The organism is Rhizobium leguminosarum bv. viciae, from assembly GCF_012276115.1.
In the GTDB taxonomy this organism is placed as follows: Bacteria; Pseudomonadota; Alphaproteobacteria; order Rhizobiales; family Rhizobiaceae; genus Rhizobium; species Rhizobium leguminosarum_T.
Window position 1 is genome coordinate 76079 of record NZ_WIEU01000016.1, and the last position, 12029, is coordinate 88107.

At 61.0% G+C, this 12029-nt stretch carries 14 protein-coding genes; 7 read left to right on the forward strand and 7 right to left on the reverse strand.

Going from position 1 to position 12029, the window contains the following annotated elements; all coding sequences use genetic code 11:
• The first annotated feature begins 25 nt into the window (after positions 1–25).
• On the forward strand, positions 26–529 hold the full coding sequence (locus GFM02_RS24505) for a pyridoxamine 5'-phosphate oxidase family protein (protein ID WP_168323051.1): 504 nt from the start codon (positions 26–28) through the stop codon (positions 527–529).
• Between the two features lie 32 nt (positions 530–561).
• Here the strand turns inward: GFM02_RS24505 and GFM02_RS24510 are convergent, their stop codons facing one another.
• The 7 genes from GFM02_RS24510 to GFM02_RS24540 form a co-directional block, all read right to left on the reverse strand.
• On the reverse strand, positions 562–1407 hold the full coding sequence (locus tag GFM02_RS24510; RefSeq protein ID WP_168323052.1) for an MBL fold metallo-hydrolase: 846 nt from the start codon (positions 1405–1407) through the stop codon (positions 562–564).
• A 164-nt stretch (positions 1408–1571) separates the two neighbouring features.
• Positions 1572–2396 carry a TIGR00282 family metallophosphoesterase gene (locus GFM02_RS24515; RefSeq protein ID WP_168323053.1) on the reverse strand — a complete coding sequence of 275 codons (825 nt, stop codon included), beginning with the start codon at positions 2394–2396 and terminating at the stop codon, positions 1572–1574.
• A gap of 3 nt (positions 2397–2399) precedes the next feature.
• Positions 2400–2987 carry a 5-formyltetrahydrofolate cyclo-ligase gene (locus GFM02_RS24520; protein ID WP_020051527.1) on the reverse strand — a complete coding sequence of 196 codons (588 nt, stop codon included), beginning with the start codon at positions 2985–2987 and terminating at the stop codon, positions 2400–2402.
• 117 nt (positions 2988–3104) lie between these two features.
• Positions 3105–3800, reverse strand: coding sequence for a hypothetical protein (locus tag GFM02_RS24525; protein ID WP_168323054.1), 696 nt, complete (start codon positions 3798–3800; stop codon positions 3105–3107).
• Between the two features lie 59 nt (positions 3801–3859).
• Positions 3860–4777: an NAD-dependent epimerase/dehydratase family protein gene (locus tag GFM02_RS24530; protein ID WP_168323055.1), complete on the reverse strand. Its 918-nt coding sequence runs from the start codon at positions 4775–4777 to the stop codon at positions 3860–3862.
• Positions 4774–5610: a glycosyltransferase gene (locus GFM02_RS24535; protein WP_168323056.1), complete on the reverse strand. Its 837-nt coding sequence runs from the start codon at positions 5608–5610 to the stop codon at positions 4774–4776. Before GFM02_RS24535 ends, GFM02_RS24530 begins: the two co-directional genes overlap by 4 nt.
• 10 nt (positions 5611–5620) lie before the next feature.
• Positions 5621–6841, reverse strand: a complete 1221-nt coding sequence (locus tag GFM02_RS24540; protein WP_168323057.1) for an NAD-dependent epimerase/dehydratase family protein — start codon at positions 6839–6841, stop codon at positions 5621–5623.
• A 141-nt stretch (positions 6842–6982) separates the two neighbouring features.
• Here GFM02_RS24540 and ybgC point away from each other — a divergent pair, with 141 nt between their 5' ends.
• The 6 genes from ybgC (at position 6983) to tolB (ending at position 11928) form a co-directional block, all read left to right on the forward strand.
• Positions 6983–7438 carry a tol-pal system-associated acyl-CoA thioesterase gene (gene ybgC, locus GFM02_RS24545; RefSeq protein ID WP_012758853.1) on the forward strand — a complete coding sequence of 152 codons (456 nt, stop codon included), beginning with the start codon at positions 6983–6985 and terminating at the stop codon, positions 7436–7438.
• A 376-nt stretch (positions 7439–7814) separates the two neighbouring features.
• Positions 7815–8534: a protein TolQ gene (tolQ, locus tag GFM02_RS24550; protein WP_003542733.1), complete on the forward strand. Its 720-nt coding sequence runs from the start codon at positions 7815–7817 to the stop codon at positions 8532–8534.
• 18 nt (positions 8535–8552) lie between these two features.
• A complete protein-coding gene (gene tolR, locus GFM02_RS24555; RefSeq protein WP_003566333.1) occupies positions 8553–9008 on the forward strand; it encodes a protein TolR in 456 nt (151 codons plus the stop codon).
• Positions 9009–9016: 8 nt separating this feature from the next.
• On the forward strand, positions 9017–10159 hold the full coding sequence (locus tag GFM02_RS24560; protein ID WP_168323058.1) for a hypothetical protein: 1143 nt from the start codon (positions 9017–9019) through the stop codon (positions 10157–10159).
• The gene (locus GFM02_RS24565; protein ID WP_168323059.1) at positions 10160–10597 is read left to right on the forward strand and encodes a cell envelope integrity protein TolA; all 438 of its coding nucleotides are present in this window, start codon (positions 10160–10162) and stop codon (positions 10595–10597) included.
• 23 nt (positions 10598–10620) lie between these two features.
• The gene (tolB, locus tag GFM02_RS24570; RefSeq protein ID WP_065281168.1) at positions 10621–11928 is read left to right on the forward strand and encodes a Tol-Pal system beta propeller repeat protein TolB; all 1308 of its coding nucleotides are present in this window, start codon (positions 10621–10623) and stop codon (positions 11926–11928) included.
• Positions 11929–12029: the final 101 nt, after the last annotated feature.

Genomic DNA, 12029 nt, shown 5'->3' on the forward strand with positions numbered 1-12029 from the left:
CTTCATCCAACGGAAAGGAACGGTCATGGCAAGTCTCAGCGAGGCGCAGGAACATCCAGCACGTCAGCTCTGGGATCAGGTCAACGATGTTCATGCCGGCATGCTCGGAATTTCCGGACTGGATATGCACATGCAGCCGATGGCGCCGCATGCCGATCCCACCACCAATACCATCTGGTTCTACAGCAAGACCGACGCCAACATCGTGCGCGCCATCAAGCCCGGCAGCCGCGCGCATTTCTGCGTTATCGGCAAGGATCACGACTATCACGCCTGCCTCGCCGGTGTGATCGACGTGCGCCCCGACCCTTCCAAGATCGAGGAATATTGGAGCTCGATCGTCGCGGCCTGGTATGACGGCGGCAAGAAGGACCCCAAGCTCACCATGCTCTCCCTCCATGTCGACGATGCCGAGATTTGGGTTTCCACAGGTAACAAGCTGAAATTCGGCTGGGAGATCGCCAAGGCCAATCTCGACGACGACAAGATGCCGGATGTCGGCATCAAGCGCCACCTGCAGTTCGCCTGATGCGCGAGGCCCGGCGCCGCCGGGCCTTTTTACTACCGCACGCCATTGAAGACATAGATCAGCGGCTTTTTCGGCAGCGTGCGCATCGAAACGGTGATGCTGTCATCGGGTGCGTTGGCGACGTCGAAATCCTTGCCGAACATCGAGACGAAGGTTTCGACCGGCGGGCCGCGCCGGTGCATGGGCAGGATTAGCGACGAGCGTAGCCGTTTGATGACGCGGCTCATGCTGTCGGCGCCCATGGTCAGGCCGCCATCGACCGGGACCATGACGACGTCGAGGCGGCCGATCTCGGTATAATGGGCATCCGTCAGCTCATAATGCAGGTGGCCGAGATGGCCAATGCAGAGGCCGGCGATCTCGAAGATGAAGATGGAATTGCCGTTCTCATGCGCGCCGCCGAGGCCGTAGCTGAAGCGGATATCCGTGGGGACGTTGCGGATATAAGCATCGCCGACGACGAGATTGATAGCGGCCTTCTCGCCCGGAACGTCGCTCCAGCCATGCAGCACATGTTTGATGCCGGGATCGGGGGTCAGGGTATAATGGGTCGTGTGCGCCTTGTTCATGGTCACGACATCGGGCGGCGTTGCCGGCCTGTACCAGCCATTATAGTCGGTTGCGATAACGATGCCGCCGGGCGTATCGATCTCGAAGGTCGAATGGCCGAGGAAGGTCAGTTTGACGTCCTCGCCCTCGGAGACGGCAGGCACCAGCGGCGGGGCGCCGGAAAAGCTTGCGAAGGTCACCTTGGGGATGGTTTGCGCGATCGCCTGGCACTGGCTGACCGGTGGCCGCTGCTCTTGTGCCCCGGCAAGATTCGGCGCGGCGAAGGCCGCAAGGTATGCGATAGCGAGGACAAGATATCGCGGCTTCATGCCACCCCTCCGGCGCTCTATCACCCTTCGATCGGCGCATAACTCCGAAAATCGATTCCGATATTCGGAGTTATGCGCGAGTGGCGGGAGGATGCGGCATGAGGCCACAGGGGTCCAGACGGCGGATGCTCACAATTGCGTGTTGGATGGCCGCTCGTCGCCTGTTACCGCCAGAACTCCGGCACCGTCTCGGCCAGCCGCGGCCCGAGCCGGAGCGGCGCGATCTTTTCGGCAAGTCCCGTCGCATCCGAGATTTCCACGCCGACGCCGCAGATCGTCGCGGGGCCGTTCGCGGCTTCCATGCGGCCCTTCGGCATCTTGGAGATGAAGCGATTGAGCGGCTCCTCCTTGTCCATGCCGAGGGAGGAGTCGTAGTCGCCGCACATGCCGGCATCCGACATATAGGCGGTGCCGCCGTTCAGGATCTGTGCGTCGGCGGTCGGCACATGTGTGTGGGTGCCGACGACGAAACTGGCACGGCCGTCGACGAAATGGCCGAAGCACTGCTTCTCGCTGGTCGCCTCCGCATGGAAATCGAAGATGATCGCATCGGCCTGCTCCTTCAGCGGGCAGGCGTCGAGGATGACTTCCGCCGATTTGAAGGGGTCGTCGAGTTCGGGATGCATGAAGACCCGGCCCATGACGTTGGCGACGAGCACGCGCGCGCCGTTCCTGGCATAGAAGAGGCCGGAGCCGCGGCCGGGCGTGCCTTGCGGATAGTTGGCCGGCCGCAGGAATTGATCGTGGCGGCCGGCAAAAGCGACGGCTTCCTTCTGGTCCCAGACGTGATTGCCTGTCGTCACCACGTCGGCGCCGGCATTGATCGTTTCCAGAAAGATGTCCTCGGTGATGCCGAAGCCGCCGGCGGCGTTCTCGCCGTTGACGATGACGAAATCGAGCTTGAGGTCGGAGATCAGGCCGGGGAGGCGGTCCCAGACCGCCGTGCGTCCCGTCTTGCCGACCATGTCACCCAGAAAAAGCAGCCGCATTCCCTATCCAATCCAAGAGGCAAAAAAGCGAAGGCCGCTTTCTGTCAGGATGGCATCCAGGCTTATGTCGTGCGGCTCGTCGGGCACATGTGCCACTTCCTGGCAGTCGAATGCAATGCCGATCAGCTTTGGATGCAGGCCTTTTTGCTTTAGCCGGCTGATGGCGCGGTCGTAGTGGCCGGCGCCGTAGCCGATGCGGTGGCCGCGGGCATCGAAGGCCGAAAGCGGCACCAGCATGATCTCGGGATCAAGAATGGCGGCATCCGAGCCGGGGCCGACCGTGCCGAAACCGGTATCGACGAGGGGCGCACCTTCCGCCAGCTCGCGAAAGACGATCGTCTGCCGATCGAGGATCGCCGGTACGCAGAGCCGCGCACCGCGCACGGCAAAGCGAGCCATCAGCGGCCTGAGATCGGCTTCCGAACGGATCGGCAGGAAGCCGGAGACGATCGTATCCAGCGCAAAACCGACGGCCTCGCCGGCATGGTCGGCCATTGCTAGGCTTTTGGAGGCGCGTTTCTCGGCGGGGATAGCGTCGCGGGCGGACAGCCGTTCGTCGCGCAGCTGCGCTTTCAATTCTTTCGCGGTCATTGGATCTGCCGGTTCTGAGAGATTTGACCGAGCATAGACGGCGGGATGTCCGATGCAAATGCCGGATGCGACGGTATCACGCTCGTTTCACGCCTCGGCCGCCGGCGGCAGCGGTGGTCAGACGACGATGCTTGTCGGTATTGTCGCCGTGGCGATGGAGAAGCCTGCCATATTGGCCCCGGCCTGCCGGTCCTGCTGCCGCAACTCGCGCATCGCCTTTTCGAGCACTTGCTTGAGTTCGCGCACCACCGCCTTGAATTCTTCCATCGCTTCGCGATCATCGGTCGAAATGCCTGAAAATTTCGGCGCATCCTCGGCGACGCTCGCATAGGCCTTGCGGGCGTTGGCGGCGGCGTCCGGTTCCTGCGAGCCGGTCTCGCCGGCCGCAGTTTCTCCCGAAGTATCCGTCAGCGCAGCAGCGGCCCCGCTCGTTGCGACGGCCTCAGCGCCCGTGGTTGCATCCACCGGAACAGCCGTTGCCGGGCTGCCGGTCGCGACTGATGATGCGAATTCGGAGGCGGCGGTGCCGACCTTGCGCGCCAGTTCGGCGGCCAGCCGGGCGACCACCTCAGGCGCCATGTTGGAGCTGCGCAGCATCTCCAGCTGCTGTTTTGCCTCTTCGAGCTTGCGTTGTGCCTTCGCCTTGGCCTCGTCTCCCGAGTTCGCCAAGGTCTGGCGCATCTGCTGCAGCGCCTGGGTGGCGCGCTGCAGCTTCAGCACGCCCTGATCGGTCTCGCTTCCGGCGGCTGTAATGGCTGCTGTCGAAGACGCGCCGCGCAAGATGATGGAGGCAGACGTGGTTGCGACCTGCATGAACAATTCCCTGATTTTTAATTCAGGCCCCGATTGCGATTCTGGCGCATTCTGCACCGTCAGACTTGCGTGGACCTGTGTCTTGGGGATTTAGGCAGCGCAGCGGCCAGCCGCTGCATCGTCTCCTCGAACAGAGGCGCGCCGCCGGGCGCCCAGCCGAACGCACGGATTTTCGCAGTGTTCATGGGATTGAGTGCGGCGCTATCGGCAGGGGCCGGCAGCGCGTGCCGACAGCCCGTCTCGCGGCGGATGGGTGAAAGGATATCGCGCGTGTCGACTGACATGTCCGAGACGTTGAAGACCTCGCCGGAGATGCGAGTGCTTTCCGTCTCCAGCATCAGTCTCACCGCCCGACCGAGGTCGCGGCCATGAACTTCCGTTCCCAAACGGGCAGCAACCGGCCGGCCGGCGAGGTAATCGGCGATGAGGCCGTCCCATTTGTTCGGCGAGAGATCGCCATAGACGCCGGTCGCCCTCAGGCTTACGCCGGCAAAGCCCGGCGTGGAGAGATGGGCAAGCGCGCGTTCGGCATCGAGCTTGACCTGGCCGTAGAGTGTTTCGGGCTTGGCCAGCATCGTCTCCGCCAGTTCGGTTGCCTCGGGATGTTCGCCGTAGGCGGCGCGGCTGGACAGGAAGACGCAGCGGCGCGTGCCGGCGCGTTTGGCGGCTTCGAAAAGCCGGACGGTGCCGTCGAGGTTCAACCTGTGGAATGTCTTGGGATCGTCGCCTTCGCCGCCGCGATATTTGCCCGGAACATGACTGAAAGCGGCGTGGACGAAGAAATAGGCGTCATCGAAGACATCGATCTGATCCTTGTCGGGATCGAGCGAAAGCGCTGCGAACTCGACCGGACGGGAGAAGAGGCGGGGCAACGGCGCGCGACGCCCGCCGACGATCACCTGATATCCGGCGGCCAGCAGCTCCTCGACGACATACCGGCCGACGAGACCCGTTCCACCCGATACCAGTACCTTCATGCTGCCCCTTCCGGATTGTCCAGCGCCGTGATCTCAGGCACGTCGCCGCCATCATGGAAACGGTGCCACAGATCGATCAAAGGTTGTAGTCGCGCTGCCTTGGGATGATCCTTTTCCCACGGTTTTTCATACTGGTAATGCAGGATCGAAATGCTCTTCCAGTCCCAAAGCTCCGGCATGGTGAACCATACATATTGCAGCATGTTGAAATAAACCGGCAGGCCGTGCCAATCCGGGAAGAACGTCTCGAGAAGGGTCTGATCGGTGCGCCTCCAGAAGGCGTTCGGCCTGTCGAGCCTTTCGAGCATGTGCCGGAACGTGTCATGCGAGGGCGTGGCGACGAAGACGCCGGAATTCATCCGGCGGAAATCGGCGAGGTTTTCGTAGACATTCGGGGCGGCGGAAAATTCCGGATAGAGGAAGAGCCTGTCGACGTTCTTCAGCACGAGGGCGTCGGCGTCGATGAAGACGCAGCGCTGGTATTCGACGAGCTGCCAGAGCCTGAGCTTGCAGAAATTGTCGAGCGGCGAATGAAAATCCGGCTTGCGGCCCTTGGTGAAAGGAGCTGTCGAATGGAGCTGACCACGGGCGTGGCGCTCGTTGAAGGCCGCGGAGAGCGGCAGGTGCTCGACCTCGATGAGGCGGCAGCCGAGCGCTTTCAGGGGCAAAAGGGCAGCAGCATCGACGCCGCCGGTGTGGAGAATGACAATCTCAGCCCCAGTGTCGGTTCGTCGCAGGGAGCGGGCAAGCGCGGTCGCGCCCATGGCGTAGTCGACATTGGTGACGAGTGTGACATAGGCGAAACGGGCTGGTGTGCCGCTGGCGCTCGTCATATTGCAGCACTCATGAAACCGACTTCAGCCGCTTGCCTTCCGGATCGTGATTGATCGTCGCGGCGATGTCCTTGGTCCAGGCGGAGACGGCCGGCACGCGCGAGCGGTCGACGCGATAGGCGAATTTCTTCGCGACGTCGACGATCTCGCCGAGCAGGCCGGCTTCCAGCGTGATCGGCTCGAGGCCGAGATCGCGGAATTTTTCGTTGCGGACGATCAGCTCGTTCTCTGCGGCTTCCTTGCGCGGGTTGGGCAGCCAGGCAATCTTGGCGCCGCTCATCCGGGCGATCATCTCGGCGAGGTCGCGCACCCGGTGGGTTTCGGTCATCTGGTTGAAGATCTCGACGCGGGCGCCGCGGGCCGGCGGGTTTTTCAGTGCCAGCTCGGTGCAGCGCACCGAATCCTGGATGTGGATGAAGGCGCGGGTCTGGCCGCCGGTGCCGTGCACCGTCAGCGGATAGCCGATCGCCGCCTGGATGAGGAAGCGGTTCAGCACCGTGCCATAATCGCCGTCGTAGTCGAAACGGTTGATCAGCTGCGCGTGGCGTCGCGTCTGCTCGGTATGTGTGCCCCAGACGATGCCCTGGTGCAGATCGGTGATCCTCAGGCCGTCATTCCGCGCGTAGAACTGGAAGAGAAGCTGATCCAGGCACTTGGTCATGTGATAGATCGAGCCGGGATTGGAGGGATAGAGGATCTCCTGGCTGACCGTCTCGCCGCCTGCGGTCTCGATGCCGACCGGCAGGTAACCCTCTGGGATCGCCGCCCCGACCGTCGAATAGCCGTAGACGCCCATGGTGCCGAGATGGATGAGATGGGTATCGAGATTGAGCTCCGTCAGCGCGTTCAGCAGGTTGTGCGTGGCGCTGACATTGTTGTTGACCGTGTAGTTCTTGTGGCGGTCGCTCTTCATCGAATAGGGCGCGGCCCGCTGTTCGGCGAAATGGATGACGGCATCCGGGCGATGTTCGGAAAGCCAGTTCTTCAGGAGTTCGTAATCCTTGGCGAGATCGATCAGATTGAAGTGGATGCGGCGTCCGGTTTCGGCATGCCAGATGCGTGTGCGCTCCTGGATCGAATCCATCGGCGTCAGCGACTGCACGCCGAGTTCGGTGTCGATCCAGCGGCGCGAGAGATTGTCGAGGATATGGATGTCGTGCCCGGCATCGGAGAGATGCAGCGACGTTGGCCAACCAATGAAACCGTCTCCGCCCATAACCGCAATCTTCATCGCATCGTCTCCTGATTGGTCGCTCATTATCGGGAATAGTTAGGAATTGTGACAATCATTCAATGCTTGCCGGTCTGGCATTCAATGCTTGCCTGTCTGGAAGCGTTGCGCCAAACAGGGCACCTGAGTTTGGAGAAAATTATGACGGAACGCCCTTTTTCCATTTCGGGAGAGCTCACGGAGGCCGGACACCGCCTCGTCCAGCGGGTCTATTATGAAGATACGGACTTCTCCGGCCTGGTCTATCACGCCCGCTACCTGCATTTCCTGGAGCGCGGCCGCACCGATTATCTGCGCTGCCTCGGCGTCGAGCAGCGCGAACTCGTCAGCGCCGATGAGGAGGGGCTGGTTTTCGTCGTCCACCGCATGGAGATCGACTTCAAGAGCCCGGCGCGCATGGACGATGTGCTGACGATCCTGACGCATACGGAAAAAGCCGGCGGCGCCAAGATGGTGCTCAATCAGCAGATTCGCTCGGGCGAGACGCTGCTGATTGCCGCCAAGGTGATCATCGCAGTCATCAACGCCCGGGGGCGGCCGAGGCGGCTGCCGGAAACGCTGGCGGTGAAATTCCTGGAGGGCAGCACGCCGTTGTAAGTCAGAATCGCTTGAAATTCAGGTCTTGTCAAAACTTGAACTTTATGTGAAGGAATTCCCGCGCCGCAGGATGAGCGCTCTTTCGGCAGCCGGACCTTGCTCCGGTCAAGTAATCCATGGAACGAAATCTTCCAAACACAGGCTTACTGTCACAGTCCGGCACTAACGATCTATTAACCATAATAGTGTCTTACTGGGAAAGTCGGAGTTTGTGCGGTGCACGCCTTCCTTTGACCAAATTTGACGGCAAGAAGGCGGAAGATGAGCTTGGAAGTTTGACCAGGGCTTTGGGCGGCGGCCGCCGGACACTTCTTGCGAGATCAGTTTGTGCCGCCCGGTCCAGCACCGGGCGTTTGGATTCGGGGATTTTGGACCAATGGAACAAGTAGGATTGGCAGCAGCAACGACGGACGTCAGCCTCTGGTCGCTTTTCATGCAGGCCGGCATCGTCGTCAAGCTCGTCATGCTCGGGCTCATCGCGGCCTCGGTGTGGACGTGGGCGATCGTCATCGACAAATACCTGGCCTATGGCCGTGCACGGCGCCAGTTCGACAAGTTCGAACAGGTGTTCTGGTCGGGCCAGTCGCTGGAAGAACTCTACCGCTCGCTGTCGGAACGCAACAATACGGGGCTCGCGGCGATCTTCGTGGCCGCCATGCGCGAGTGGAAGAAATCCTTCGAACGCGGCGCCCGCTCGCCGATCGGCCTGCAGATGCGTATCGACCGCGCGATGGACGTGACGCTCGCCCGTGAGACCGAATTTCTCGGCGCCCGCCTTGGATCGCTCGCGACCATCGGCTCGGCCGGTCCGTTCATCGGTCTGTTCGGTACGGTCGTCGGCATCATGACCTCGTTCCAGGCGATTGCCGGCTCGAAGTCGACCAACCTTGCGGTCGTAGCGCCCGGTATCGCCGAAGCGCTGCTTGCCACCGCGATCGGCCTCGTCGCCGCTATACCGGCAGTTATCGCCTACAACAAGTTCTCTGCTGATGCCGGCAAACTCTCGGGCCGCATGGAAGGTTTCGCGGATGAATTCTCCGCCATACTTTCGCGCCAGATCGACGAGAAACTGCAGCCGCGCGCTGCCGCTCAGTAAGCAACGGAGTATTCTGACATGGGTATGGCTGTTGGAGGCAATGGCGGCGGGGGCGGCGGACGCCGCCGTCGCGGCGGTCGGAACAAGGCCGTGATTTCCGAAATCAACGTGACGCCGCTTGTCGACGTCATGCTGGTGCTTTTGATCATCTTCATGGTCGCGGCACCGATGATGACCGTCGGCGTGCCGATCGACCTGCCGGAAACGCAGGCCAAGGCGCTGAATTCCGAGACGCAGCCGATCACCATTTCCGTCAAGAATGACGGCGAGGTGTTCCTGCAGGAAACACCGATCCCGGCCGCGGAGATCGCCGCCAAGCTCGAGGCGATCGCCACTACCGGCTATAACGAACGTATCTTCGTGCGCGGCGACGCGACAGCGCCCTACGGCGTCATCGCCGATGTCATGGCCCGTATTCAGGGCGCTGGCTTCAAGAATATCGGCCTCGTGACGCAGCAGAAGAAGGACCAATAGCGCTCAATATGAAGGCCAGTGTCATCACATCTGCTGTTTTGCACGGCCTGGTGCTCACCTGGGCGATGGTATCGCTCGGCGCTCCGGAATCCTTCAAGGTAGAGGATTTCGAGGCGATGCCGGTCGATCTCGTGCCGGTGGAAACCATTACCCAGATGCAGCAGGGCGACAAGAAGGCTCCGAAGAAGGAGACTTCCGCGCCCGTGCCGACGACGCGGCCGCCGATCGCACAGCCGGCCGAGAATGCCGGTGACAACAATGTCGACATGAAAACGCCGCCAGTCCCGAACGCCAAGCCGAGCAATAGCGAAGCTGCCGCGGCGAATTCGAGCGAAAAGCCGATGCCGAAGACCGATCCTGTCCCGAATGACGTGAAGGAGATCGTCAAGGAGGAAACGGAAGTCGAGCAGCCCAAGGAGGTCGCCTCGATTCCCCCGCCGAAGCCTGTCGAAGTGACGCCGCCGAAGCCCGAGGAAAAACCGCCGGAAGAACAGGCCAAGCCGGAGGAACCGCCGAAGCCCGATGCCGAGGCGCTGCCGGACAATGTACCGACGCCTGTCGCCAAGCCGCAGGTGAAGCCGCCGGAACCACAGAAGCCCGTCGAAAAGCCGCCGGAAAAGACTGCGGATCAGCCGAAGACCGCCGACACACCGACCGACAAGAAGAAGGCGGACAAGAAGCAGGAAGTGGCGAAATCCGCCTCATCGATGAAGAGCGACTTCAATGCCGACGAGGTTGCTGCGCTGCTGAATAAGACCGACCCTTCCGCTGGGGGGGCGAAGCGCTCGACTCAGGAAGCATCACTTGGTGCGAAGAAAAGCAATGGTGGTGCTTCCCTTAGCCAGAGCGAGATTGATGCCGTACGCGGCCAGATCTCTGGCAACTGGACGGTTGTTTCCGGGTTGGCGGGCGCTAACGAGGTTCATCTTAAGGTTCGTGTTCAACTTGATCCGGCCGGTAATGTCGTTGGCGATCCCGAGGTCATTGCTTCAGGCGGGCCGGATTCAACACGTCAAGCGCTCAAGAGCAGTGTCTACCGCGCTGTTATGAAATCATCTCCTCTCAAAAATTTGCCTGCAGACAAATATGAGGGAGAAAACGGCTGGAACGAGATGGATCTCAACTTCGATGCCAGCGATCTGGGAATCTAAATGTTGAGTAGCTTATCCCATTTCGCGAAGTCTATCGGGCCGCTGACGATGTTAATGGCTGCTTTCTCACTGCCGCCTGATGGACATGCGGAGGCGATGAGTCGGGAAAAAACTGACTCAAAAGCAACGATTTTAAGTATGCCCGTTATCGATGCGATGCGAAATGCCATCACAAATCGTTTTGTCCTTCCTGCGGGCCTGAAGGATGCCGCCAGCGTTCATTTAAGGTTCCGTGTGCGCCTCGATAGGGACGGTCGCATTATCGGAACACCCGACGCGGAGGTCAGTGGTGGCAGCGAACGTACACGTAAAATCATTACCGACGCAGCTCTTCGCGCAATTGTCCGTGCAGCTCCTTACGCGATGCTACCAAAAGATAAATACGATGCCTGGAAGGAAGTCGTTTTGTACTTCGACGCCAGCCAACTGAACCTATAAAGTGCTGAAAGGCTTGTTTTGATATGGTCAAGTGTTCCCTCATCCGCGCCCTGATGGTCGTTGCCGGTCTAGTCGGGGCCGCAGTCTTTACGACTCCGGCGAACGCGCTTGTCGAGATCAATATCAACAAGGGCAATATCCAGCCGCTTCCGATCGCGGTGACTGATTTCCAGGGCGACATGGGCGCGCAAGTCTCGCAAGTCATCGCCGCCGACTTGCAGCGGTCCGGTCTTTTCGCACCCATCAACAAAACCGCCTTCATCGAGAAGATTTCTAATCCCGACGCTTCGCCGCGCTTCGAGGACTGGAAGGTCATCAATGCCCAGGCATTGGTCACCGGCCGGGTTACCAAGGAAGCGGATGGCCGCCTTCGTGCCGAATTCCGCCTGTGGGATACTTTTGCCGGACAGCAGATGACCGGTCAGCAGTTCTATACGCAGCCGGAGAACTGGCGCCGTGTGGCTCACATCATCGCCGATGCGATCTACAAGCAGATCACCGGCGAAGAGGGGTATTTCGATACCCGCGTCGTCTTTGTCTCCGAATCAGGCACCAAGCAGCAGCGCAAGCGCCAGCTGGCGATCATGGATCAGGATGGCTTCAACGTGCGGATGCTGACCGATGGCAGCGATCTCGTGCTGACGCCGCGCTTCTCGCCGAGCCGGCAGGAAGTGACCTACATGTCCTTTGCCAACCAGCAGCCGCGGGTCTATCTGCTGCAGCTCGAAACCGGGCAACGCGAGGTCGTCGGCAATTTCCCCGGCATGACCTTCTCGCCGCGCTTTTCGCCGGATGGTCAGAAGGTGATCATGAGCCTGCAGCAGGATGCCAATTCCAACATCTATACGATGGACCTGCGCTCGCGCACGACGACGCGGTTGACCTCGACGGCAGCGATCGACACGTCGCCCTCCTATTCGCCTGACGGAGCACGCGTCAGCTTCGAAAGCGACCGCGGCGGAAAGCCACAGATCTACGTGATGAACGCCGATGGCTCGGGCCAGACCCGCATTTCCTTCGGCGACGGCTCCTATTCGACGCCGGTCTGGTCGCCGCGCGGCGATCTCATCGCCTTCACCAAACAGGCCGGCGGCAAGTTCTCGATCGGCGTGATGAAGCCGGATGGTTCCGGCGAGCGCATCCTGACGACCGGCTTCCACAATGAAGGCCCGACCTGGGCGCCGAACGGCCGCGTGCTGATGTTCTTCCGCCAGGCTGCGGGGTCGGGCGGTCCGCAGCTCTATTCGATCGATCTGACCGGTTACAACGAGCAGCTCGTGAAGACGCCGACCTACGGCTCCGACCCGGCCTGGTCGCCGCTTATGGAGTAGGCGATGCGCTGCTGCCTTCTTGTCGCCCCAAAGTCATGGAACCGAGCGGCCAAGGGACAAAGTAGCAAATTGTTAACCATAATCTTTGAGGGGCGGTTAAC